This is a genomic window from Loktanella agnita (genome assembly GCF_046640325.1).
Lineage (GTDB): Bacteria > Pseudomonadota > Alphaproteobacteria > Rhodobacterales > Rhodobacteraceae > Yoonia > Yoonia agnita.
In genome coordinates, this window is sequence record NZ_JBJMBF010000007.1 from 1 (window position 1) to 23,067 (window position 23,067).

Annotated in this window: 23 protein-coding genes and 1 pseudogene; 10 read left to right on the forward strand and 14 right to left on the reverse strand. The window is 57.5% G+C overall.

Annotation, left to right across the window (positions count from 1 at the left end):
* Positions 1-32: 32 nt before the first annotated feature.
* The 6 genes from ACJ5NV_RS09280 to ACJ5NV_RS09305 form a co-directional block, all read right to left on the reverse strand.
* Positions 33-386, reverse strand: a complete 354-nt coding sequence (locus tag ACJ5NV_RS09280) for an FAD-dependent oxidoreductase (RefSeq protein ID WP_411643398.1) — start codon at positions 384-386, stop codon at positions 33-35.
* A 453-nt stretch (positions 387-839) separates the two neighbouring features.
* Positions 840-2,114, reverse strand: coding sequence for a peptidoglycan-binding domain-containing protein (locus ACJ5NV_RS09285; RefSeq protein ID WP_411643399.1), 1,275 nt, complete (start codon positions 2,112-2,114; stop codon positions 840-842).
* A gap of 408 nt (positions 2,115-2,522) precedes the next feature.
* Positions 2,523-2,711, reverse strand: coding sequence for a hypothetical protein (locus tag ACJ5NV_RS09290; protein WP_411643400.1), 189 nt, complete (start codon positions 2,709-2,711; stop codon positions 2,523-2,525).
* A gap of 256 nt (positions 2,712-2,967) precedes the next feature.
* Complete coding sequence (locus ACJ5NV_RS09295; RefSeq protein WP_411643401.1) at positions 2,968-5,706, reverse strand: hypothetical protein; 2,739 nt, start codon at positions 5,704-5,706, stop codon at positions 2,968-2,970.
* Positions 5,696-6,124 carry a hypothetical protein gene (locus tag ACJ5NV_RS09300; protein WP_411643402.1) on the reverse strand — a complete coding sequence of 143 codons (429 nt, stop codon included), beginning with the start codon at positions 6,122-6,124 and terminating at the stop codon, positions 5,696-5,698. Before ACJ5NV_RS09300 ends, ACJ5NV_RS09295 begins: the two co-directional genes overlap by 11 nt.
* Before the next feature lie 82 nt (positions 6,125-6,206).
* Positions 6,207-6,710, reverse strand: coding sequence for a hypothetical protein (locus ACJ5NV_RS09305; RefSeq protein ID WP_411643403.1), 504 nt, complete (start codon positions 6,708-6,710; stop codon positions 6,207-6,209).
* Positions 6,711-7,130: 420 nt separating this feature from the next.
* On the opposite strand from ACJ5NV_RS09305, the gene ACJ5NV_RS09310 reads away from it, so the two are divergent.
* The 5 genes from ACJ5NV_RS09310 to ACJ5NV_RS09330 all read left to right on the forward strand — a co-directional run bounded on the left by ACJ5NV_RS09310 (position 7,131) and on the right by ACJ5NV_RS09330 (position 15,508).
* Complete coding sequence (locus ACJ5NV_RS09310; protein WP_411643404.1) at positions 7,131-7,811, forward strand: SOS response-associated peptidase; 681 nt, start codon at positions 7,131-7,133, stop codon at positions 7,809-7,811.
* Positions 7,801-8,388 (forward strand): ImuA family protein, encoded by a 588-nt coding sequence (locus ACJ5NV_RS09315; protein WP_411643405.1) that lies wholly within the window; start codon positions 7,801-7,803, stop codon positions 8,386-8,388. The genes ACJ5NV_RS09310 and ACJ5NV_RS09315 overlap by 11 nt, the downstream gene beginning before the upstream one ends.
* A complete protein-coding gene (locus tag ACJ5NV_RS09320; protein WP_411643406.1) occupies positions 8,315-9,799 on the forward strand; it encodes a Y-family DNA polymerase in 1,485 nt (494 codons plus the stop codon). The genes ACJ5NV_RS09315 and ACJ5NV_RS09320 overlap by 74 nt, the downstream gene beginning before the upstream one ends.
* On the forward strand, positions 9,796-13,131 hold the full coding sequence (locus tag ACJ5NV_RS09325) for an error-prone DNA polymerase (protein ID WP_411643407.1): 3,336 nt from the start codon (positions 9,796-9,798) through the stop codon (positions 13,129-13,131). The genes ACJ5NV_RS09320 and ACJ5NV_RS09325 overlap by 4 nt, the downstream gene beginning before the upstream one ends.
* Positions 13,132-13,783: 652 nt before the next feature.
* Complete coding sequence (locus ACJ5NV_RS09330) at positions 13,784-15,508, forward strand: ATP-binding protein (RefSeq protein WP_411643408.1); 1,725 nt, start codon at positions 13,784-13,786, stop codon at positions 15,506-15,508.
* A gap of 56 nt (positions 15,509-15,564) precedes the next feature.
* On the opposite strand, the pseudogene ACJ5NV_RS09335 reads toward ACJ5NV_RS09330, so the two are convergent.
* From ACJ5NV_RS09335 to ACJ5NV_RS09365, 7 genes and pseudogenes are all read right to left on the reverse strand, one after another.
* A pseudogene (locus tag ACJ5NV_RS09335) lies at positions 15,565-15,869 on the reverse strand (DDE-type integrase/transposase/recombinase); the annotation flags it as partial.
* Between the two features lie 250 nt (positions 15,870-16,119).
* Positions 16,120-16,827 (reverse strand): hypothetical protein, encoded by a 708-nt coding sequence (locus ACJ5NV_RS09340; RefSeq protein ID WP_411643409.1) that lies wholly within the window; start codon positions 16,825-16,827, stop codon positions 16,120-16,122.
* The gene (locus ACJ5NV_RS09345; protein WP_411643410.1) at positions 16,824-17,588 is read right to left on the reverse strand and encodes a hypothetical protein; all 765 of its coding nucleotides are present in this window, start codon (positions 17,586-17,588) and stop codon (positions 16,824-16,826) included. The genes ACJ5NV_RS09340 and ACJ5NV_RS09345 overlap by 4 nt, the downstream gene beginning before the upstream one ends.
* A complete protein-coding gene (locus ACJ5NV_RS09350; RefSeq protein ID WP_411643411.1) occupies positions 17,588-18,217 on the reverse strand; it encodes a helix-turn-helix domain-containing protein in 630 nt (209 codons plus the stop codon). Before ACJ5NV_RS09350 ends, ACJ5NV_RS09345 begins: the two co-directional genes overlap by 1 nt.
* 132 nt (positions 18,218-18,349) lie before the next feature.
* Positions 18,350-18,763, reverse strand: coding sequence for a hypothetical protein (locus ACJ5NV_RS09355; RefSeq protein ID WP_411643412.1), 414 nt, complete (start codon positions 18,761-18,763; stop codon positions 18,350-18,352).
* Positions 18,760-19,248: a hypothetical protein gene (locus tag ACJ5NV_RS09360; protein WP_411643413.1), complete on the reverse strand. Its 489-nt coding sequence runs from the start codon at positions 19,246-19,248 to the stop codon at positions 18,760-18,762. Before ACJ5NV_RS09360 ends, ACJ5NV_RS09355 begins: the two co-directional genes overlap by 4 nt.
* Positions 19,249-19,366: 118 nt before the next feature.
* A complete protein-coding gene (locus ACJ5NV_RS09365) occupies positions 19,367-19,603 on the reverse strand; it encodes a helix-turn-helix domain-containing protein (RefSeq protein ID WP_411643414.1) in 237 nt (78 codons plus the stop codon).
* A gap of 95 nt (positions 19,604-19,698) precedes the next feature.
* Here ACJ5NV_RS09365 and ACJ5NV_RS09370 point away from each other — a divergent pair, with 95 nt between their 5' ends.
* The 5 genes from ACJ5NV_RS09370 (at position 19,699) to ACJ5NV_RS09390 (ending at position 22,035) form a co-directional block, all read left to right on the forward strand.
* Positions 19,699-19,998 carry a helix-turn-helix transcriptional regulator gene (locus ACJ5NV_RS09370; RefSeq protein ID WP_411643415.1) on the forward strand — a complete coding sequence of 100 codons (300 nt, stop codon included), beginning with the start codon at positions 19,699-19,701 and terminating at the stop codon, positions 19,996-19,998.
* 335 nt (positions 19,999-20,333) lie between these two features.
* The gene (locus tag ACJ5NV_RS09375) at positions 20,334-20,567 is read left to right on the forward strand and encodes a hypothetical protein (RefSeq protein WP_411643416.1); all 234 of its coding nucleotides are present in this window, start codon (positions 20,334-20,336) and stop codon (positions 20,565-20,567) included.
* A 193-nt stretch (positions 20,568-20,760) separates the two neighbouring features.
* A complete protein-coding gene (locus tag ACJ5NV_RS09380) occupies positions 20,761-21,081 on the forward strand; it encodes a hypothetical protein (protein ID WP_411643417.1) in 321 nt (106 codons plus the stop codon).
* The gene (locus ACJ5NV_RS09385; protein ID WP_411643418.1) at positions 21,069-21,746 is read left to right on the forward strand and encodes a hypothetical protein; all 678 of its coding nucleotides are present in this window, start codon (positions 21,069-21,071) and stop codon (positions 21,744-21,746) included. Before ACJ5NV_RS09380 ends, ACJ5NV_RS09385 begins: the two co-directional genes overlap by 13 nt.
* Before the next feature lie 46 nt (positions 21,747-21,792).
* On the forward strand, positions 21,793-22,035 hold the full coding sequence (locus ACJ5NV_RS09390; RefSeq protein ID WP_411643419.1) for a hypothetical protein: 243 nt from the start codon (positions 21,793-21,795) through the stop codon (positions 22,033-22,035).
* On the opposite strand, the gene ACJ5NV_RS09395 is transcribed toward ACJ5NV_RS09390, so the two are convergent.
* Positions 22,019-22,984 carry a tyrosine-type recombinase/integrase gene (locus ACJ5NV_RS09395; protein ID WP_411643420.1) on the reverse strand — a complete coding sequence of 322 codons (966 nt, stop codon included), beginning with the start codon at positions 22,982-22,984 and terminating at the stop codon, positions 22,019-22,021. The genes ACJ5NV_RS09390 and ACJ5NV_RS09395 overlap by 17 nt on opposite strands.
* Between the last annotated feature and the right edge of the window lie 83 nt (positions 22,985-23,067).

A 23,067-nucleotide genomic window follows, 5' to 3' on the forward strand; every position in this document is an offset into this window, starting at 1 on the left:
TTTCAAGGAATACGATGAACCGAAAACTCTCCCTAAGCAAAAGTACCGCTCTGTCTCAATGGCCGTGACGGGTTACAGTCATAAGTTTCGGTAACGCCGGTTTGCGTTGTGACCGTCTTATTGGCGCGGTCAATCTGCGTGACCTTCGCCCCCTTGTGCAGGGTGATGTTGTGCTGCGCATACCAAGCGTCATCGTGAATGATGATATCTTCATATGTCTTTTCGCCCGACAAAACGGGCGACAACATAATACGATCATAATTGACGCGCGGTTCAGCATTGAAGACCGTAACATCGAAGCCATCTGACGAGGCCTCAAACAGATGCTCCAACAGACGGCCCGGGGCCATACCGTTACCAACAATAACAAGACGTTTTTTGGACATAGCAAGAGCGACCTTTGCCTGACTCCACAAGGAGTTGGGTTTCAGAGATAGCTTCGTTGCCAGGTCGGGTGCGCCACGCCATTGTAGCGCGCCCCTTTTCTGCCCGTTTAGTGAGGACGGCCCTAAATTCCAATTCTCGAAGGCAGATTTCTTAAAGAAGGGTTGTTTTTCCGGATGCGCAGCGCCGCATGTATAAAAAATAGGCGCACCGCACTAAAATTAGTCACTTCAAACATTGAAACCGCCTCAGAGTGCGGGCAACGCTCTGAAACCCTCGAACTCGATGGGGTTGATCAATGGCGGGGACTAAAAATTGGCGTCTTCCCAAAACCAGACATTCGTTGCTGTGCAGAAACGCAGCAATTTGGGCCGGATCATGCGCCGCTCTTCCATCTCGATTATACAGGCGTCGCACCGCCTCCGAACTTGGCAATGCATTCTCTCTACCAGAAGCTATTTGTCGACCCCAAGCATCTCAAGTGTGGCCCGGTCCGGTGCTCCGGTTTCGGGTAGGTCTACCGAAGCCTGGTAGGCCCGCATGGCCCTTTGTGACGCAGGCCCCCATTGTCCGTCAGGCGTGCCTGTATCGAACCCCCCGGCATTCAGCAGGGTCTGGATCGCACGGTAGTCCTCCGTTGACAGCGTCAGAGTTGTCCATCCACATGCTCCTGCAACGGCCTCGAAAGCATCCTGTGCGCCGTCGAGTTTAAAGAGCGCGTCGTGTTGCTGTCCGTTGGATTCAAAAAGTCGGATGAATAGACGTTCAGCGTAGTAGATCCTTCGAATGAACGTTTCCGCCTCGCGTCCAAATAGGCCCGCACCCTTGTTGTTCGTAAGACTGTTCCACCTGGATTGCTGAGACGACTCTTCGTCGATGCGCAACGTCATTTCGAAGGAGTTGCGCCTGAAGTCGTTTATCAAGAAATCGTCCTGCACGAACAAAAGAGCTGTCTCGCCTTCGATGCACCTTGCGACAAGGGCTGTCTGCCCGGTGAAGCTGTTGGGGCTAAACTGCGAATGGTTCAGTGCGAAGATTTGCGGACTGTCATCTACGACCGCTCGTGACGCTTCAATTGTCCACCAACCGGAGATCTGGTGTCCGTTCCGACCAGCCTGCTCGAACGGGGCAAGTGTGTAGTCGATTGTTGGGAACCGACGGTCTGCCCATGCGACTGCCTGGGGAGCGTCTTGCGGTGGTGTTGCTGAACCGGTGGCCGGTGCACTTGTTGATGCGGCCTCTGCAGCCTGCGGTGCCATGACAGGAAATGCGATGCCGTACTTTGCTTGCAAATACCCCATCTGCAACTGTGCTAGGTTGAGCCGTTCTGTTTCTGCGCGGCTGAGTGTGAGCGCCTGGATAAGTCCGCCAGCAGTCGCAGCTTCCCGCTCAGCTTCATCAATGCGTTGTTGAACTGCCGCCATTTCGCCAAGGATTTGCCCGGCGAGCGCTTCATCGGGCTGAATGGCAGGGACCGTCACTTCAATGGTCGCGCCACCTGCTTCTGCATTGATGCGGTTCTCGATCAGTGTGCGTGCCAACAAAAGGGCTTCCCGCCGCGCGTCGATCAGTGTCAGGATAAGGCCGCCGTCATAGCGCGCCGCTTGTGCCTCGATCTCGGTCATCTGCCGTTCGATATCGTCCAACTCTGCGGACAGAGATACATCTTGAGCCATGGCCGGACCGACTGCGGCGAGCGAGATTACGAAAGCAAATGATCTCAATGACATGGTCGAATCTCTATAAGGGTCAAATACACAAACACGCTAGCAACCCGCAGCACAACCATCAAGCGAACACTGCTTGAGTGTCCGCTTTGCGAAAGCTGCACTGCGGCGCTCGGGCTCAAAGGCAATGTCCAATTTGGGCCGGAAGAACCGCATCATCTGGTCGTCCTGACGCCCACTCCGCTGCACCGCCGCAGGTCGGCTTCGAGCCCAATATGTGGCCTTTTGGCGATGCAGCAAACATGTGAAATGTCTAAGAACAAAAAACAGAAAAACTGGTTTACAAGAGCAATCAGCAAGCATTTACTTCTTCTTAAGTCGCTTCAGCAAACGTTCCTTGTCCTTGTCTAGTCCCACGCCCAAAAAACCGGGCTTCAAACGAATGCGGCTAAAGAGGCTATCCAAGCGGGATTAATTGACCATCTTCTCAACATCTTCTGCGCGCTGGTGGCTGTTTACATAGATAAATAATTTTGCGTCGGGGTGAGCGGACTCACGGAATCCTTGTGCCATCGGCACACAAGATTCCTCGTCACTCAATTTGCCAGCACCAGCACCCAACATCGGAACCTCAACCGCTCGAACGTCGTCCATTTCCATTGTCAGAAGCGCAATTTGCTTGAATATTCGGTAAATTATTTCTGGGCTAGAGGTCTTGTTGAAAACGGATGCAGCGAAAAGGTAATACTTGTGACCAGATCATCTTGAGCCGGTCAGCGCGTTTGGCACGAAACACGTATACCGTACCGTTAAAGGGGTAGATTCCGGCTGAGTGCAGAATAGTACGTTAAGCCCGAATGACGGACACTTGGCGAGCGATGCATCTCGCCAAGTACGTGACAAAGCCACAGATTTATCAGAAAAGGAAGTCGTTTTCGTCGATCAGGCCAGCCGAATTAAGAACTTCGACAGAATCGAGATAATTTTCTCCGTATTCGATAAGAGTGGAGCCGTTAGATTTATTTGAAATTCTCAGATCGCCATACGAAAGACGATGTTCTTCGAAGCTGATCAAATCGATGCCGTCCTCGAAATCCATGATGCGGTCATCGTCATCACCCTTGCCAAACCAAAACACATCGGCACCAGATCCGCCATACAAGGTATCGTTTTGGTTTTCACCATTGAGCCTATCATTGCCATCACCGCCATACAGCCGATCCTTACCACCGCCACCGTTCAAGATGTCATTTCCTGCTTCGCCATAGGCTACATCGTCATGGTTCGATGGTTGCAAGAAATCGTCTCCATCGCCTCCATACAGGATGTCGTTGCCGCTTGATCCACCTAAGAAATCATTGCCATCGCCGCCATATAGCTTGTCGTTATCCTGTCCACCCCAGATACTATCGTCGCCACCATAACCGTAAATGACATCATTTCCATTTTGACCGTGCAACTCATCGGCTGCATCTGTGCCTGTTATGTGATCAGCGCCGTGGCCACTAATGACATGTTCAAAATTTGTGGCCGTGATCATTTGACCACTCCCCTCTAGGGTACCAGCTTCCAAATCAATTTCGAGATTGGCGCGATGTCTCGACAAATCTAATATGTCCAAGCCTGCGCCACCATCCATGAGGCCATCAACCTTATCGTTCCGGATTCGGTCGTCACCAGCACCGCCATAGAGAAAATCTACACCAGTACCACCAAAAATCTTGTCATCACCAACACCACCCTTAATAAGATCGTTCCCAGCGTCCCCATCTAGATAGTCATTACCTGATCCTCCATGCAGTTGGTTGTTTCCATCGCTGCCGTAGGCGATATCGTCAAATTCAGATAAAATAACACTCTCAATATTTATGAGAGTATCACCCGCTGCTGAACCACCTGATGCTGTGTTTGCGCGGAGGTCGATAGTAACAGCACCATTAGATTCGTCATAAACAGCAAAATCGTTGCCGTCTCCGCCATCAATAATGTCAGCACCCAGCCCACCACGTAGGAAGTCATCGCCATCATTACCGTTTAATTCGTCATTGCCAGCATCACCTGCTAGGTTATCGTTGCCACGCCCCCCAATGAGTTCGTCTGAGCCGTCTCCGCCAGTAACTCTTAGGTCGGCACCAAGGTGTGCTCCATTGATCACGTTATTTCGGCTGTCTCCAATTGCGCCGGTATGGGCCGTGGACAGACTGAGGTTCGCACTTTCAGTTTGCCTGATTTTATCGATCATTTCTTGACTACCGTCCTCAAACGACATTCTGATGAAGTCATCAGTTTCTTCAAAGAAATAGCCCTGATCACTGTAACTGAGCGAAACATCTCCAATACCCCCCTCATGCACGACTCCGTTGCGAGTGTACGACGCCGATCCTAATAGTTTGCTGTTGAAGATTTCGATATCGTTGCTTGGGTCGAAGAAATCTGTTCCGTCATCATAAGACAGTGCCAGTTCTGTAAAACCTAACTCGCTAAGTGTTTTGAGCTCTCCAGCGTCTACGGTCCCGTTTACATTGGCGTCTTGCCATACTCGTAGTTCTGACCAAACTGTATCAAAATGGTTAAGTACGCCATCATTGTTCCCGCCCATGTCCGCATTGCTATCAAAAACTCCTAGCGCTTGCAGATCGGTGGCACCTTCCCAACCAACCCAATTGGACAAAATGAGTTCGTTGGTTTGATCAATTTTACCATCCCCGATACCTCGGGTACCGTCAGCGTTAAGATCTAATACGAGAAAAGCGTCATCTGGCCCAACCCAGTCGGTGTTTTCCAAAAACCCATCATTATCCATATCGAACGAGACGTCGCCAAGAACAGAAATTTCGACACCGTCGCCGTCCATATCGAGAATGATTGGCTTGCCATTGTCATCGTCTGACGAAGTACCTTCATCATTGTCACCATTTCCCGTAAAAAAATCGACGACGTTGTTGAACGTTTCCTTAACCGTTTCGACAACGGTGTCGACGACGTCCTTAACCGCATCAGCAACATTGCCAACAGTGGTCTTAATGGCATCGGCGATGTCTTTAACGGTTTCAATTATGACGTCCGCGACGGACCCGGCTGTTTCCAAGACATGCTCCCAAACAGTAGGCGGCGCATCACTTAAGTCACCGGGGGTATACTCTCGGCTTTCTTTGATAGCTTGCCGTATTTCGGCTAGTTCTGCGTCGGTAAGGAGTTCGATGTTTATACCCGGAGTCAGGCGAGCGCTTATCGCTTGAACGTCTTCAACCGTGTAACCAAGACCACGTAGAACCGTCATTGCCGTACTATTGCTATTGGTGTAGAGCGCTTGATAGGAGATATCGTTGGCATTTATCTCACCAACAATTGCTTGAACAACTTTGAGGTCTTGTTCCCACTCTTCGCGAGGACGCTCGGCAAGGACATCTATTGAACGCGTTCTACTGCTATTGAAGAAGCTTTGAGGCTGGTCAAGGTCCCAAACGTAACCATTAATATTGTGGTCCAATATGGCTGTACCCATTGGAGCACTTGTACCGTCCGGTCTGGTCGCTAGACCGTTTACCTCAGCCAGCCTTGTACCGTCACTGTCTACAAATCGAACACTTAAGTGTGCGGCGACGCCAAAAAGACCGTGCTCTCCAATTTCAATGCTATATGTTTCAGATGTCATAGTCTAAGTATCCCAAAATAGTGCCATTTGTATCGAAGCACACCGGCAAAAATGTTCGCTGCTGTTGCTCAGAATTTCCTGATAGTAAAAAAGGTCTTGCTATATATGCGTCTTGCGACTCATAGTTCGGTCTGCCTCCGTTCTCGAAGCTATTGTGGTTTAGGCAAACTGAACTCTCTCGGATAAGTGCAGATATCCGGATAGGCATTGCAATGTCTTGGCCATAAGGGGCGCCAATCGGAAACTCAGCATCAGCCTTGATGCGACACCCAATTTCCTCACTGCCGGAGGTCTGTATGATTTCAACCGCCATTGCAGACAAAACCGCCTCAACTTCCATGCGGCGTTTGCCAACATGGAGATCGGGAAGTGCATCAGAAAAAAAGGACAGAATCTGCTCTGATTCGCACGCTGCCATGGATGAACTGGATGCAGTGATACGGGGACTTGGACTGCATGATGCAAGCAAGCTCGCTACAATTAAAAGGCCAAATGCCGATCTAGGATTTGGGCAGGCTCTTTGCATAACTACCTCCGATAAATTCAAACCCCAGCCTCTTTGCGAGTTTGTGCGACTGGGGGAGCCCTATGGCTGATGTTACGTGAAATAGAATTTCTTTTGATCCGCGAGCTTGTGACCATGTTTCGATTCCACGAAATAGGCCAAGTGCAATTTTGCCGCCTGACAAAGATGCGCGAACTGACTTCGAAACATTGATGTTTTGAATCGTTGTCAACAAGACATCTGTTCCCAAGTGGTATTCACCGACCGAACAGTACGCGATGCCGACGAAGTGCCCATCACGTTCTGCCAACATCACTGCGTGTTTCGCATCATCTTTGAAGGCCGCTTTTGCCAGTCTAGCGACTTTTTCAGCACTGAAAGGGACATAACCAAAGCGGCTCTCAGCGTGGGCTTCCCGTGCGAGTTTTACGATGCCGGGTATGTCACGCTGATCAGTGGAAAGCCGAAAGACTGCTTTCGTGGGGGCTGTAGTGCTCAAATTCTTTCATCCGAAATTCTAGCGGTTGGATGGAACAACAAACAATTTACTTCAGCTACGTATACCTTGTTAAGCTAGTATTAACCATTCGCCAACACTCAATCCGTGTAGTCATTAGGATTCATTGTCAATTGAAGTTTTAGTCCTGAAGTGGGTCGGCTTACCTTCTGGATAGAAGACCGAGAAAAATCTACAAGCGATTGAAATACATCACGTATTTAGTACCTTTTCGGGGAAGCTGCAGCGCGGCGTTGGGTCAATTCGCGAATGGCAGCAAAGGGCCGTTTTTATCGATGCAGGTTTCGAAACACCCCAAATGTGCAATCGGTTCTGCGAAGATCGCTCTTGCTCCACCACACTTCCCAACACCCGCCTGTTCTGGCATTGTTCTCTCTCTGATCGAGTCGCGGTGTTTCTGCCATGTGCAATCTTTACTCCCAAACCAAAAGCCAGGACGCGATGCGGCATGTCTTCGATGACGTGCTTTCCGACGACGAAGAGCTTGTTGATAATTCAGGCAACCTGCCAGCGATGACCAACATCTGGCCGGACTACCCTGCCCCGATCATCGGTAAGGGTACGAACAGCACTTGGCAGCTGAGAATGGCGCGCTGGGGCATGCCAACGCCGGCCAAGTTTCTGGAAGGAAAGCGGGTCGATAAGGGGGTTACCAACATCCGCAATGTCGGCTCACCACACTGGCGGCGATGGCTGTCTCCCGAGCACCGCTGCCTGGTTCCGTTCACCAGCTTTTCGGAACTGGATCAGCGTTCGGGCGCACCGCGCAATCATCCGGTCTGGTTTGCCCTTGGGGACGATCGGCCGCTGGCCTTTTTTGCGGGGCTGCGCACCGAGTGGACCTCTGTCCGCAAGATCAAAGAGGGTGAGGTGACTGCCGAGCTCTTCGGTTTTCTGACCTGCCCGCCCAATGCGGAGGTCAAGCCGGTCCATCCCAAGGCGATGCCGGTCATTCTGACGAGGCCTGAGGAGTGCCGCCACTGGCTGACGGCTCCTGCGGAGGATGCACTCACGCTGCAGCGCCCCCTGCCCGATGGCATGCTGCAGATTGTGGCCAAGGGAGTGCGGGAAGATGCAGCTTGACGCACCGCCCCGCGCGCCCCTCTCTTTGGCCGCCAGACGCGTGCATGAGGCAGAAGGCGCGGGCCGGAGAGCCTTCGCACTGTTTCAGGCGACGCGCCATCCCGGTCCGTTGATCTGGGTTCTCCCCGCACATGTCGTCTCTCTGCCGATGCTGCGCGGATTGCCCGATGGGGTGGGAGAACGCCTGCACATCGTCTACGCTGCGCTGGACTGTGATCTTCTGTGGTCGGTGGAAGAGGCATTGCGCAGTCCCGCCGCCGGGATGGTGATTGCCGAGGTTGAACAGCCGCTCTCCCTCAAAGCCGGTCGGCGCCTGCAGCTGGCCGCAGAAGCCGGACAAACCACGGGCCTGTTGCTGATCCAGCACGACCAGGGCAGCAACGCGGCTGAGACCCGCTGGAACTGCATTCCAGTCGCGTCCGACAGCGCCGACTCGACAGAGCATGCCTGGTCTACTATAAAGAACAAAAAGGGAACATTAGCGAGTTGGGTTGTAAATTGGAATGGCACGTCGGATTCTTTCGATCTGGTTACCACGGTTGGCGTGCGAGACGGCGCTCCGCAGGCGGCCCGTTGAAGGTCCCTTTGCGCTGACGCAACGGGTTGGTAACACAGATCATTTGCACTGCCTGAGCCCCGAGGCTGAAGCCAAGGGTCTGCACCGCCTGATGCCCCTGGCCGATGCCCGTGCGATTTATCCTGCGCTTGTCACCCGCCCCGCGAACCTGACCCGCGAATCCGCCGCGCTGGACGCCCTGCTGCGATGGGCTGGGCGTTATTCCCCGATGATTGCGCGCGATGGGGTCAATGCCCTGGTGGCGGATATCACGGGCGTGCCGCATCTCTTCGGAGGAGAGGCGGAGCTGCGTGCCGATCTGCAGGACCAGTTCAGCCGTGCAGGGTTCACGACCTGCACCGCCATTGCAGAGACACGCGGCGCGGCCTGGGCGCTGGCCCGGCATGGCGGCGGCATTGCACGTGACGGCGAGTTGCGTGCCGCGATTGGCCGCCTGCCCGTCGCAGCTCTGCGGATCGGCGATGCAACTGTCGAGGGTTTGCGGCGGATGGGCTTGCAGCGCATCTCGGATCTCACCCCCCTGCCCCGCGCGCCGCTGGCCCGCCGGTTCGGCCCGGACCTCATTCTCCGGCTTGATCAGGCGCTCGGCACCCAGGCCGAACCCGTCTCGCCTATGGCTGCGCCACCGCATTTTGGTGTGCGCCTGACGCTGCCGGACCCGATCGGGCTGCAAGCCGATCTGATGGCCGGTCTGTCGCGCCTTCTGGACCGCCTGTGCGACACGCTCGCCGAACACCACAAAGGCGCGCGACGTTTGTGTCTCGAACTGCACCGGGTTGACCGGGAAACGGCGCATGTCGAGATCGGTCTCGCCCGCGCCATGCGCGACCCCAAACGCATCGCGGCGCTCTTCGAGAAAGGCGTCGAACAGGTTGAGGCCGGGTTTGGCATCGAGGCGATGCGCCTCGTCGCGCATGTGGTCGAGGATCTGCGCGCGGAACAACTCGGTCCGACATCGCAGGGGCGGAACGATGATGCCCTGGCGGACCTCTTCACCCGGTTGGGCAACCGGCTGGGGTTCGACAACGTGCGGCGCTTGCTGCCTGCAGAAAGCAAAATCCCGGAACGGAGTTTTCTGGTGGTACCGGCAGCCTATAGCGCAGCAGAGACCCCACCGCAGCGCTCCGGACCGCAACGCCCGCAGATCATCTTTCCACCGGAGCCGGTGATGCAGCCCTCCCTGCATCAGCCAGGCCACCCCCCTGCACGGTTTCGGTGGCGGCGCATGGCGTTCACAACCCTGCGCGCGATGGGACCGGAACGTATTGCCCCGGAATGGTGGTTTGATGATCCCGCCTGGCGCGCGGGAATGCGGGACTACTGGCGCATCGAGACACGCGAAGGCCCGCGCCTGTGGCTGTTCTACACCCCGCAATCCCCGGCCTGGTCGGTCCAGGGAGAGTTTGCATGACCGCCTATGCCGAACTCTGCGTCACCTCGAACTTCACCTTCCTGACCGGTGCGTCCCATCCCGAAGAGCTGGTCACCCGCGCGGCGGAGCTGGGCCTTGCAGCCATTGCCATCACCGACCGCAACTCGGTCGCTGGCGTGGTGCGCGCCTTCTCCGCACTGAAGGAGCTGGAACGCCTGCGCAAGGAGGCAGGCCCGGCTCTCAGTCAAAACAGCCCGGCGATCCGCTCGCAGAGCGTGACCGATAACTCCAGCCGTCGGAAGATTGCACCGGCCTCCCAAGGGTCGGCATTCCACATCACGCCGGATACCGCATTGCCGAAGCTGATCCCGGGCGCCAGGATCGTCCTGCAGGACAGTGCCATCGCCTGGCTGGCACTCCCCACCGACGTGGCGTCCTGGGCGAGGCTGACGCGGCTCCTGTCCCTCGGCAAGCGCCGCGCGGACAAGGGCGATTGCACCCTCACCCAGGCAGACCTGTTGGAATGGGGCACAGGCATGATCCTGATTGCGCTGCCGCCCGATCCGCTGGAAAGCCGCCAAACCGCATCGGAACGGCGCACACTCCGGCAGGTGCTGAACTGCTTTCCCGGACACTGCTTTCTGGGGGCGGCACCGCATTACGATGGGCGGGACGCACTGCGCATTGCGACGCTGGCCACTACCAGTCAGGCGACCGGTCTTCCCCTTGTGGCCGTTGGCAATGTGATGATGCACCGTTCCTCTCGTCGTGCCCTGGCCGATGTGCTCACATGTCTGCGCGGAGGCTGCACCATCGATGACATCGGCGCGCGCCGCCTGACCCATGGCGAGCATCGTCTGAAGTCCGGCACGGAGATGATGCGGCTGTTCCACCGCTACCCGGCTGCGATCCGCAGGACGCTGGAGATCGCCGATCGCTGCACCTTCCGCCTCGATGATCTCCGTTATCACTACCCTGACGAAGCCCAAAATGGGGAACCGGCCCAGGATCGGCTGGAACGGCTTTCGCGGCGCGGCTTGCACTGGCGCTACCCCGATGGTCCCCCGGCCAGGATCGTGACCCGTGTCGAGAAGGAACTCAGGCTTATCGGCGAGATGGGCTATGCCTCCTACTTTCTGACGGTGCATGACATCGTCGCCTTTGCGCGATCAAAGGGCATTCTGTGCCAGGGGCGTGGCTCGGCCGCGAACTCCGTGGTCTGTTATCTGCTCGGCATGACGGAGGTGCCCCCGGAAAGCATCACGCTCATCTTTGAACGCTTCATCTCGAAAGAGCGCGGCGAGCCGCCTGACATCGATGTGGATTTTGAGCATGAGCGCCGCGAAGAGGTCATCCAGTGGATCTATGAGCGCTACGGGCGCCACAGAGCGGGACTGACAGCCACGGTAATCCATTTCCGCTCCCGTGCTGCCATCCGCGAAGTCGGTAAGGTCATGGGTCTGTCGCAGGACGTCATTGCTCGGCTCTCCGGGCAAATATGGGGCTGGTCCTCCAGCGCGCCGGACGCGGACCGGATGCGCGATGCCGGGATCGATCCCAGTGACAGCCGGGTTGCCCTGACCGCGCGGCTGATCAGCGAGATCGTGGGGTTTCCCCGGCATCTCAGCCAGCACGTGGGCGGCTTCGTGATCACCCATGGCCGCCTGGATGAGCTGTGTCCGATTGAGAACGCCGCGATGGAAGATCGCACCGTCATTGAATGGGACAAGGACGACATCAATGCGCTCGGCCTTCTGAAGGTCGACGTGCTCGCCCTGGGCATGCTCACCTGTATTCGGAAGGCGTTTCGGCTGCTCTCTGAGTACCGGGGCTATGATCTGACCCTGGCCAATGTGCCGCCCGAGGACCCCGCGATCTATGACATGCTGTGCCGGGCGGATGCGATCGGGGTGTTTCAGGTCGAAAGCCGGGCGCAGCTCAACTTCCTGCCCCATATGCGGCCCCGCAAGTTCTATGATCTGGTCTGCGAGGTCGCGATCATCCGGCCCGGCCCCATCCAAGGCAACATGGTGCATCCCTTCATCAACCGTCGCCAAGGCAAGGAAGAAGTCGAAGACCTCGGACCCGCGATGATGGACGTGCTGGGCCGCACCTACGGGGTGCCCTTGTTCCAGGAACAGGCGATGCAGATCGCGGTGGTTGCGGCAGGCTTTTCCCCGGCCGAGGCCGACCAGCTGCGCCGCTCCTTGGCCACCTTCAAACGCATGGGCACGATTGGGTCGTTTCGGGAACGCTTCATCTCCGGCATGCTGTCGCGCGGCTATGCGCTGGATTTTGCAGAGCGCTGCTTTGCCCAGATCGAAGGCTTTGGCAGCTACGGCTTTCCGGAAAGTCACGCCGCGAGCTTTGCCCGGCTGGTCTATATTTCCGCCTGGCTCAAATGCCATCACCCGGCGGCCTTTACCTGTGCCCTGCTCAACAGCCAGCCGATGGGGTTCTATGCCCCCGCACAGCTCGTGCGCGATGCCAGAGACCACCACATCGAGGTCCGCCCGATCTCGGTCAATCACTCCGCATGGGATTGCACACTGGAGCCGCGCAACGATGGGGCGCTGGCGCTCAGGTTGGGGTTTCGGCAGATCAAGGGGATGCGCCAGGAGGATGCCGACTGGATCGCGGGCGCGCGCGGCAACGGATATGCGGACGTCGAAAGCGTCTGGCGGCGCGCGGGGGTGCATCCCAGCATGCTCGAGCGGCTGGCAGAGGCAGATGCCTTTGCGGCGATCGGCTTGTCCCGCCGCGATGCGCTTTGGAATGCACGGGCCTTGCGCGCACCCAAACCCCTGCCCCTCTTTGGCAGTGATGGCGAAGGTGGGGTTGAACCAGCCGTCACGTTACCCGCGATGACCCTCGGCCAGGAGGTGGTGGAGGACTATCTTTCCCTCCGCCTGTCTTTGCGTGCCCATCCTCTGGAGTTCCTGCGGCCGCAGCTCCGCGACAGCCTGCCCCATGATCGCATCCCGCACACCAAGGGCCGGGTCACGGTCAGCGGTCTCGTGATCACCCGCCAGCGCCCCGGCACGGCATCCGGCGTGATCTTTCTCACGCTGGAAGATGAAACCGGCGTTTCCAACGTGGTGGTCTGGCGCAAGATATATGAGACGTTTCGGAAGGCGGTGATTGCCGGGCGGTTGCTCACTGTCACCGGCCGGATCGAACGGAATGGCGATGTCTCGCATCTGATTGCCGAGCACGTGGAAGACATCTCCCCGATGCTGGCGACGCTTGGCAGGCCGTTGGGTGATGATAAAGAAGCCGACCTGCCGCAAGATGGTGTCAGCCGACAGTCATCGGCCCGGCATCCCAGAGAGCAGGCAAGGAAACTGTTCCCGAGCCGGGATTTTCATTGAGGGTTAGCGGGAGAACCGGATAACGGGTGGTACCATATTCGCTAAGTCTTCTTGACCAAAAACAAGGAAAAGCCGACGGGTGACTTTGACTTGGCGATGGGCGAAATTTTCCCTTGATGTTTGTTCATTGGCGATAGACCAAATGAACAGGTTTCTGCTGCGGCGAAGAAGCGATTTGGCGGACGTTATCTTGGCTGCACCCACTAGCGGCCCGGAGCGGTCGCCAAGAGTGACTTGCAGGCCCGAAGCTTCGGGCACTCTGCGAACATCGGCTACAAGGTCAAATGCTGCGATGCCGCTTCTCTAGACCAGACTTTCGCTTCAACGACGTTGATTTATCCGCTCATGAGAACTCAAAAAATGACAAAATTGTTTCTTGGTCGCGTGATCACTTACGAAGCATCCTAAGCGCACAAACCGGGAGTCTTTAGCAATTCAAGGCTAATTTCATTTCATATCCACCCGCCCCAAGATTGCATTTTGTGTCAAAAATGTGCACTGTCTTCGGAATGGTAATCAAGACATTTGAGCTTTTATGAGGTTGTTTGGTCACCCAGTCAGAAATTCTGTCGAGACAGAAAGTCATTCACTAGTCGACAGCGGCCAAATACTGGCACAGCGAATATTTGCGATTTCTCGCCTGACGCCAACCATGATGTTGGCGAATATCGCCAATGCTTTGTCCGTTCTTTTGATCCTCTGGCTTGAAGATCAGATGCGCCTAGACGCGGTCATTTGGTCAATGATCGTTATTGGGATAGCCAGCCTGTTCTTGATGCGGCAGGCTACGCGACGCCGCAAGCCATTTCCCGAAAGGCTCTCGCCGCGCACATACCGGCGTAGTGTCATGCAGGCGGCGTTTTTGGGAATGCTCTGGGCATACCCGGGCCTCGTTATCCTTCCAGACGTAGACGGGCCCTTGCAAGCGTTTTTTATTGCCTTGGCATCAGGGATGATTGCTGGCGGCGCCATCACGCTCTATCCGTTGCCGACTGCGGCCTATACGTTTTGTGGAATGATAATCGCGGGATCCTTCATTGGTTTCAGCCGTGCTAACGAGCCGTCATTCTGGGCCTTCGCGCTTGTCGCAACGACATTTTCGATTATCATTTATCAAAGTATAAAGCGCCATGAGCGCATCTTCGTGTCCGAATTCGAGGCACGCAAAATTCTAGATGGACAAAACGAGCACATGGGTGAAATGCTCGAAACTTCCCGCAATGATGCTCTGGAAGAAAGAAAGCGCAGTGAAGAGAGGCTTTTGCAGGCACAAAAGTTGGAAGCCATTGGGCAGCTCACAGCTGGAATTGCGCATGATTTCAACAACCTTCTGACAGCGATACGGGGGCATGCGGAGCTGCTGGCGATGTCGGACAGCGCGCAGCACGACCTGATCGATCCTATCGTGCAATCCTCTGACCGTGGTGCAGAATTGGTGCGGCGGTTGCTGGCATTCGCCCGCCAACAGGCGCTGGCCCCGCGGCCTGTTTACCCGCGCGAAATCATCAATGAGACAACCGTACTGATGCGGCGAACCCTGCGAGAGGATATCGAGGTCAATGTGGACATCGCATCCGATTCCTGGGCGATCCTGATTGACCCAAACCTTCTGAGTAATGCAATCCTAAACCTCGGGACAAATGCCCGAGACGCGATGCCCAATGGGGGTGTGATTACAATCAGCCTGACGAATGCCGCCAACGAAGAGGTGCCATCCCATCTCATCGGTGATTTTGTCCGCCTCTGTGTGCGTGATACCGGCGCAGGCATGACTAAGGACACTCAACAACGCGCGATCGAGCCCTTCTTTACAACTAAGGAATTCGGAACCGGCAGCGGTTTGGGTTTGTCGATGGTGTACGGCTTTGCCATACAATCTGGTGGGACAATGTCGATCAAGAGCAAACCGGGCGCAGGAACGACAATCACGCTCTTGCTGCCCAAGTCCCCCATTTCACCGCAAATTGAATCGGGCGACACGCCGAAGAATGTCCCGACAGGCAGCGGCAAACGGGTTTTGCTTGTCGAGGATAATCCGTCGGTTCGAGGCAGTGTGATCAGACTTCTGGAGTCGCTCGACTACGTTGTGACAGCGACGCAAAGCGTTGAAACTGCGATAGATGTCATGATGCAGACGGCAGAAGACCCAGACATTATCTTATCGGATATCGTGCTGCCCGGTGGACAACGCGGAACCGATTTCATCCGAGAAATTCGCCGCACTCATCCAAAGATAGCGGTTGTTCTGATGACTGGCTATGCCAATACAGAGGGAGCCGTGGAGGAAGATGCTGTCGAGGGAGTACTTCTTCTCAACAAGCCCTTCGGACGCGCCGAGCTTGCTGTGGCAATGTCAGAGGCCTTTCGGGAAAGGTAGCTATGGACAGTTTTGCGATGAAGACTGACAGGGACGGCCCACAGCTGACATTCGAGGTGGTCGAAATTCGACCATTTCAGGATCGCGCGACTGGTGAACTCGGTCCCAATATCGCTGACAATGCTGGCGGGCTTGCCGTAGATCCGATCAAGGGCATCCAACTCACGGGCGACGCGCGCACCAGAAATGCTGGTTCGGCCATGAGGCACAGGTTCTCACGGCAGCAATCGTCGTTCAAGGCGAGGATGCGGAACTTGCGGGACACGCCAAACGTATCGGATAGGAAGTCGAGCGACCAACGTTCTCCTGGCCGCAGTGCCGCTGGCATCGGCGTCCGCGACCCACGCGCCCGCTTTCGCCCTCATGGCCGAATGTGTGCACCGCAGCATCCGGGACTTCAGTTTTTCACCGTACGACTTTCTCCTCCTCAATGTGGAGAACTCTATTCAATTTCCGCGTTGCGCACAAAAAGGCTCCTTCTCCGGTCCTCGGTCAATGCGGATTTGTTTTGCCCCCTCCCCCTACCCTTCGATGACGCGCACAATGTTGAGAGATTGCGACAGGTTTGTCACCGGTGGGCGATGAGAGGTGTCGTGTATCACGATGTCACCTCACATCCCCTGCAGACGCGTGAGGGCACCACACAGCGCCGCGCGCACTGTCTTGCTCACGCTGGGCGCGCGTGACCAGCCGAAGCGCTGCAGCAGCTGGCTGATGGTGAGACCCTGCAGGCAGACACAATAGACGAGGTCGTGGGCGGTGATCGCCTTGCGACCACGGTCGCTGTGTGCCTGCACGCCGCGTGGCTTGATCACGATCTCCGTGCCGATCGCCCGCTCCATCGCGTCCAGCCTGCGGCGGTCGCGGATCACCGCATCGATGAAGGTGCCCTGCCCGCCTGTGCCGCTGCCACCACTGCCACTGTCGAGCTCATGGATCCCAGAACACCGGATCCCGGCCGCGGCGCAGCGCTCATAAAGCGCGGCATAGTCGCGCCCGGTCCCGATCTGTGCGGCGGTAAAGAGCGGCGCTGCGTCCGGGCGGCAGCGGGCGGATTGCTGCTGCATCACGTCGAAGGCATCGGCCCGGCGCAGGGCGTTCTGACCCTCATGGCCCACACGGCGGGTCCGGACCTTGCCTCCCGTGTCGATCGTAGTCTCACGCGGCTGGAACCGCTGCACCGGACCACGCGCCGGGGCGATGTCGACGATGGCCTCGCCGCAGTCCTCGGGCCGTGAAGACCGGTCCTTGATCTGACCGATCCGGTCCGCCTCGGCCGCCAAGCGGCTGACCGCCAGAAGTGCATTGCTCCGGCTCATGTGCGGGCACCGGGGTCGCGCGACCTGTCCACCGGATGGCCGCGCTTGCGCCGCTCGGTCTCCATCAGCGCCTGACAGAAGGCCAGCTTCGCGCGATACCAGCGGGCAAAGGCCAGATCATCTGCTGCGACCGGCCAACCTGCCGCCGTCCGCTCGTCCACGATCACCAGACGGCGGGCATTCTCGCGCGCCTGTGTCGCGATCTGGCGCTTCGCCCCGTCCGCGACCGGCGGCAGCTTGCGGGCCTCGATGAACAGGAACGTCTCGACCAGCGTGCCGTTGGCCGCAGCCTTCGGCCCTTCGACCGAGCCGAACCAGCTGCAGAGCGCGGGGATGTCTTCGACGGCCCGGGGCTGGATGTATTCGGCGATGGCGAGGAACGTGGCGTGGCTTGGCCAGAAGCAGCGGGCGGTGCCCTCGCCCTTGGTGCGGAGCATCGCCCATAAGGTCGCCAAGCTCGCGTCGCTGAGATAGGCCAGATCATCGGCAATCCGGTTCAGCATCGCCCGGCCCTTCTCAGCATCCATGCCTCGTGGAAAGCGAAACCCCAGCCGATCGAAGAGCAACGCCCGGATCCGATCCCGGTTGCCGCGCTCGGTGCCAGTTCGAACCGCTTTGGACGGTCCTGCAATCCCGTCTCCAAATTCTGGAGACGGCTTTGCGCGGTTTCCGTCTCCAGATTTTGGAGACGGCTTTGCCACTCCAAGGCGATCATTGCTCTTCTCAGCTTGCTCTGCGCCTGTCTCTGTCTGCTGTGCCATCAGTCGATCACCTTCGCGGCTCTGAGTTCACCTTGGGTGACCAGCTTCATCTCCAGCATCCGGGCCGCCATGCTGGCGGTGATCGCCGTGGCCGGGATGTATTTGCCTTCCTTGATCCAGCCCGCCCACATGGTCGCTGCCTGGTCGGCCTTGGAGCCGTAAAACGGCGCTGAGCGGACGCGCGCGCTGGTTCTTTCCTGGTTAATTACAGGTTTCTCTCCAGTGGGCTGGAGACGGGTCGGCATCTGGATTGGAGACGGCTCACCCCGCAAATTGGAGACGGCTCCGTCTCCAGTTTTTGGAGACGGCTTTGTGCGATTTCCGTCTCCAGATTTTGGAGACGGGTCGGCCATCTCGAAGCCGAGCATGTAGCGGGTGGGTTTCTGGCGCTTGGTGGCCCCATCCCACTCTCGGTGACGTTGGATCAGCCCCTTTGCCTCGAGCGCGTTCAGCGCGTTGTTCACGGTCCCATTGGAGGCCCCTGTCTTCGCGATCAGATAGGCCTGCGTCGGAAAGCAGCCCCGGGCTGCGTTATGGCAGTCACAGAGGTGGAACAGCACCCGGAACTCACTTGCCCCGATCTGATCGGCCTCCAGTTCCGACAGCCAGTTGGTTGCCTTATGGCTCACGTCGCTCTCCTCTTCTTGTCGTCTTTTTGGGGTCAAAGGGCGGGAGTCCTGCGGTGCGCGGCCCACCATTAACTGATGTGTCGCGCCAAGATTATCTCGCAGCCCATTGAATTTGCTTATATTTGTGACCAGCTATCTGCCGGGCGATTTGCCATTGCCGTAGCGCAGGGTCTCCATCAGGGCGGCCCGCCGCGGGGGATCATCCAGGCAGGCCAGCAGACCCTCCGTGGCCACACCGGCGTAGTCACAGACCAGGAAGAAATCCTTCGAGCCGATCCACGCCGGGTCCACCTTCCCGGTGAGGTAATCCTCGTGACTGCTGCTGACCCCGAGCGCGCCGCGCAGGCAGCTGAGCAGCACCTCGCCCCACAGCCGCTGGCAGGCCACCAGGTCGAACCGGTCACGCCGCACAAACCATTCCTCCGGCCAGGGCATGCGCGGCTCTTCCTGCTTCCGCGGCGGCGCTACCACCACGGCGGCTTCCTCCGCCGCGATGAACGCCCCCAGCACCCGTGCCATCTCGTCATCGACTTGCTCTGCATTCATGATGGATCGGTCACCCCGCCCTGCCGGCATAAAAAAACCGGGGACGGGTCAGACCCGCCCCCGGAAGTGGCCGCGCGCGGGAAAAACGCGCAGCCCGACAGGAAGGATTGAGGCGATGCATCGCGTGAAGGTTCATCTGCCCGGTGCAAAACTTTGGGAGCACCGGCATCCGGGAAGGTCATGAAGAGCCGGGCGACAGCATCGCCGGAGGCCTTGTTATCCCCGTTCCACCAGTTCCAGGCGGTACTCGCGCGCACGCCAAAGGCCGTCGCCACCTGTTCGGGATTCACAAAGCGATCGCGAAGATAAGACGCAAAGGCCGTTGCAAACCAGTGCTTGAACGCCGTCCCGCGATAGCTATCGAGATACAGAACCTCTCCAGACTTTTGCGCTGGAAAACCGGGCCGGGACTGCGTCTGTGCAAAACGGCTAGCGTGGTGGTCGGAGACAGGAGCCGCAGGAGCGACAAAATTGGCAATGGGCATGAGGGCAGACCTTCAATGGTTGAATGAGAGTATGGGAAAAATGGGGGGCAGCGGCGTATTGAAGACTGGCAACGGCGCGATCTCTTACAAACCGGGCGAAGGTATGGACTGCTTCGCGTCAAACCACGTCACTCCCACCTGCTGTGACAGGCGAAGGCAGCGGCACAGGTTCGATCCACGAAGCGGCACGAACCCTCCCTCCGGTTTGGCGCTCGATCGTGACGGCCAAGTCCAAACTTGGCCGCATCGACCTGTGCGCCAATCGCGAGATGATGCTTGGATCAACACCAACGCTGCGCGCAAACGCGCGTTGGCTGATCTTTTGATCTTTCAAATAATCCAGAAGCGTACCCATGCGCCATTCTGTTGCACATCATGCAACGATAGGTCAACAAACTTGTTGCGCAATGTGCATTTGTTCGCGATCAGCCGCCGTTGCACAGTGTGCAAATGAATTTAGCACGTATCAGAGAGCTACGCGGCCTGACTCAGCGAGATCTCGCAGAGATGATTGGCATGAATGCAGCAACCATTCAGCGCGCCGAAGTAGGAGCGCCTTCGGCCAAGCTCGAGACCTACAAAAAATGCGCAAAAGCGCTGAATATAACGCTTTCCGACATATTCTCGGATGACATGACCGTCCTAGAGCGCGAGCTCATCTCTGTCTTTCGGCGGATCCCTGAATCGAAGCATGAACAGCTTCTTGGCCTTCTCCGGTTAGCTCAGGAAGATGATCCCGCAGAAGATTGAAGAATTTCTCGAGCTCTGAGGGTTTCAAAGAACGAATTTTGTCGATGAAATCCAATTCTGTCATCGCACCTCTCAGCTGATATTTTTGGAACGCAAAAAGAACACAAACACAATTCCGGCAAAAACTTGCTACCGGGTATGCTTTTTAGCTATGAGGGGCAATCTCCAAAGTTTTATTAAATATTGCTATATATATCAAAGCGTTAGCGGTTTAATCTAAAATGACGGCATAAGTTCCAAACGCCCATAGTTGCATATTATGCAACACCAAGATTGACGAAATGATGCACTATGTGCAACACGTACCTTCATCGTTCAACTGATGGAGGACCCATATGTCCCATTCTACTCGTCACGACCGTCACCTCACCTTAGCGTCGGAAGCCGTCGCGATCGTGATGGATCCCAATAGCACCGACACCCGCCGCCTGCTGGCTTGGGCCACGCTGAAAACCGCGCGGGGCCAGACCATTTCGCAGATCGGACTGTCTCGGCTGCAGGACGTGCAACGGCGTTTGGATGCGTCACCCATCCGCCGCCTGCAGGACATTCTGGGCGGTGCAGCATGAACCGCGCAGGCAACTCTGTCTGCCTCACAGAGCGCTTCCCCCTCTATCAGCAGTTGCTTCTCCGTGATCGTCGCGCAGCACGCATGGCGCGCCTCAACCGCATGGCCTGTTGTCTCGCCGCTTTTTTGCTCGGCGCGATCATCACTGTTCACTGACGCAGCGCCCAGCCCCACATATTTCAAGGATCAAATTCATGATGTCTCTTCCACAAACCCCACACTTCGCCTTGGCTGCAAAGCTGGGCCTCGATCTGGCGGCAATGACCGCCCATGTCCGCTGCGAGATCGCAGCGCGGATCGACGCTGCGCCGGATGGTCTTACTTCAGCCTCTCTCATGCAGCAGGCCGTGCTGGATCATGGCGGCACGTTGATCGAACCGTCACCCGGCTGGGGACCGCTCGAGTTCCAGGTGAATGTTCTGGGGTGCACCGGCACGGGCGAGACCGTAGCCGCCGCGGCTTCCGATTGGGCGACCTGCGCCATCCGGATGGGTGAACAACCATGCGCGTCCTGATCGGCTGTGAGACCTCTGGAATTGCCCGCCGTGCCTTTGCGGCCCTCGGACACGACGTCTGGTCCTGCGACACACAGCCGGCCGAGGATCGCTCGAACCGCCATATCGTCTGCGATATCCGCGATGGCATTCTGCAGGAAGGCTGGGATCTGCTGGCTGTGATGCATCCACCCTGCACCCGGCTCCGCCGCTCAGGGCGCCGCTGGATGAGCGGACCCGGAAAGTGGACCCCGCCCAAGCAGCTGCCACGCGGCCGCAGCTGGGCTGACATGCGCGCAGAGTTTGCGCTTGGCATCCATGTATTCACTGCCTGCTGGACCGCACCGATCGAGCGCATCGCTATCGAGAACCCGGCGATGAATGATCTGGCGCGGGACGCCATGCCGGACGATCTGCCCGCACCACACATCGTACAGCCCTTCTGGTTCGGCGAACTGGCCTACAAGGCGACAGGCTGGTATCTGCGCGGCCTGCCCCAACTCAGACCAACGGACACGCTCCGAGAACCGAAGCGCTACTCTGAAACCTGGCGGTGCTGGAACCGCGTCCACCGCATGCCGCCCGGCCCCGAGCGCGCGCGTCTGCGCAGCAGGTCGTTCCCCGGCATGATGCGCGCGGCGGCAGCACAATGGGGTGCGAGCGCGATGAAGAAGGTGGCCGCTTGACTGCATTCAAAACCAACGTACCGACGCGAAGAACAGGCACACGCTCATGACACAACTGCTCGCCATCCCAGCCGATGATTTCCAACGCCTGCTGGCCGAGGTCGCACAAATCAGCAAGAAACTCGACACGCTACATGCGACGCCGCAACCGGAGTGGTTCACAGTGGCGGACTATGCAAAGCTGATCGGGCGCAGTACGCGCACCGTTCTGCGGCGGGTCGATGACAGATCCATACAATCCAGGATCGTCGCCGGGGTCCGCATGGTCCGTTTCAATCCAGACGCCTAGCAATATCCGATGCGGATGCATTGTAGTATCGCATCAGCATCTGGATATTCTTGTGCCCCACCATACGGGCCAGATCCAGAACATCGAGCTTCTTGGCGAGCCGCGTGACTGCAAGGTGTCGTGCGTCATGAAAGGTCAGCCCCACAACACCCGCCCTGTCACGCAGCTTGCGCCACAACGCATCCCGCTGCGCGCCATCCAGCCCAAACACAGGATCTGACTGAGGAAGCGCCTCAAGAAGCCGTACCGCTTCCAATGACAAAGGCACATTCCGCGCGCTGCCGTTCTTGGTGATCGGCAGATGCGCCACCCGCGCCTCCAGATCGACGTCATCCCAGCGCAAACCGACGATTTCCCCCGACCGCATGCCCGTCTCTATCGCAAACAGGAACGCATGATAGGCGCGCGCCGTCGCCGCTGAGAGATCGGCACCCGCCGATATGGCCAGCGCTTCCAATTCCCTCTCCGTGGGCAGTCGGTCGCGGGACGGCGGCTCCGCCGGACGCCTGACAGAGGCCATCGGATTTTCCGTCAGATAACCCCATTCTCGCGTGGCCTGATTGATGACGCCGCTGACAAGCTGCATCTCCCGCCGCACTGTTCCGGGGGACACCTCCCTGAGACGTCTGTCGCGCCAGTTGGCAAAGTCGGCAGCGCGAAGATCGGACATGATGATCTCTGCGAAGGGCTCCTTCCGCAGTTTCGCCAACCGGATCACCTCCCAGCGCTCGCCGCGCTTCATACTCGAGACCTCGTTTGCATAGCGGCGGAATGCATCTCCCAGCGCGACACGCTCGCCCTCAGGTCGCGTGTTGAGGATGGCATACTCCTGCTGCCCGGCCCAATCTTTGGCCTCGCGCTTGCTGACAAACGATTTCGACTTGCGAACACCTGCACGGCTCACCTGCGCCTGCCAGCGCCCGCTGGTCAATTTCTGGAACGTGGCCAATTACGAATCCTTCGTCATTTATTCGTAATTTGTCGTCCAAACGTGACTGACACACAATGCCAGCCAGCAAGGCAAGACACTTA

Coding starts and splice junctions, on each gene's coding strand:
- ACJ5NV_RS09280 (WP_411643398.1), bottom strand. CDS start 386: ATGTCCAAAAAACGTCTTGTTATTGTTGGTAACGGTATGGCCCCGGGC.
- ACJ5NV_RS09285 (WP_411643399.1), bottom strand. CDS start 2,114: ATGTCATTGAGATCATTTGCTTTCGTAATCTCGCTCGCCGCAGTCGGT.
- ACJ5NV_RS09290 (WP_411643400.1), bottom strand. CDS start 2,711: ATGGAAATGGACGACGTTCGAGCGGTTGAGGTTCCGATGTTGGGTGCT.
- ACJ5NV_RS09295 (WP_411643401.1), bottom strand. CDS start 5,706: ATGACATCTGAAACATATAGCATTGAAATTGGAGAGCACGGTCTTTTT.
- ACJ5NV_RS09300 (WP_411643402.1), bottom strand. CDS start 6,124: ATGGCAGCGTGCGAATCAGAGCAGATTCTGTCCTTTTTTTCTGATGCA.
- ACJ5NV_RS09310 (WP_411643404.1), top strand. CDS start 7,131: ATGTGCAATCTTTACTCCCAAACCAAAAGCCAGGACGCGATGCGGCAT.
- ACJ5NV_RS09315 (WP_411643405.1), top strand. CDS start 7,801: ATGCAGCTTGACGCACCGCCCCGCGCGCCCCTCTCTTTGGCCGCCAGA.
- ACJ5NV_RS09320 (WP_411643406.1), top strand. CDS start 8,315: ATGGCACGTCGGATTCTTTCGATCTGGTTACCACGGTTGGCGTGCGAG.
- ACJ5NV_RS09325 (WP_411643407.1), top strand. CDS start 9,796: ATGACCGCCTATGCCGAACTCTGCGTCACCTCGAACTTCACCTTCCTG.
- ACJ5NV_RS09330 (WP_411643408.1), top strand. CDS start 13,784: ATGATGTTGGCGAATATCGCCAATGCTTTGTCCGTTCTTTTGATCCTC.
- ACJ5NV_RS09340 (WP_411643409.1), bottom strand. CDS start 16,827: ATGAGCCGGAGCAATGCACTTCTGGCGGTCAGCCGCTTGGCGGCCGAG.
- ACJ5NV_RS09345 (WP_411643410.1), bottom strand. CDS start 17,588: ATGGCACAGCAGACAGAGACAGGCGCAGAGCAAGCTGAGAAGAGCAAT.
- ACJ5NV_RS09355 (WP_411643412.1), bottom strand. CDS start 18,763: ATGAATGCAGAGCAAGTCGATGACGAGATGGCACGGGTGCTGGGGGCG.
- ACJ5NV_RS09360 (WP_411643413.1), bottom strand. CDS start 19,248: ATGCCCATTGCCAATTTTGTCGCTCCTGCGGCTCCTGTCTCCGACCAC.
- ACJ5NV_RS09365 (WP_411643414.1), bottom strand. CDS start 19,603: ATGGGTACGCTTCTGGATTATTTGAAAGATCAAAAGATCAGCCAACGC.
- ACJ5NV_RS09370 (WP_411643415.1), top strand. CDS start 19,699: ATGAATTTAGCACGTATCAGAGAGCTACGCGGCCTGACTCAGCGAGAT.
- ACJ5NV_RS09375 (WP_411643416.1), top strand. CDS start 20,334: ATGTCCCATTCTACTCGTCACGACCGTCACCTCACCTTAGCGTCGGAA.
- ACJ5NV_RS09380 (WP_411643417.1), top strand. CDS start 20,761: ATGATGTCTCTTCCACAAACCCCACACTTCGCCTTGGCTGCAAAGCTG.
- ACJ5NV_RS09385 (WP_411643418.1), top strand. CDS start 21,069: ATGCGCGTCCTGATCGGCTGTGAGACCTCTGGAATTGCCCGCCGTGCC.
- ACJ5NV_RS09390 (WP_411643419.1), top strand. CDS start 21,793: ATGACACAACTGCTCGCCATCCCAGCCGATGATTTCCAACGCCTGCTG.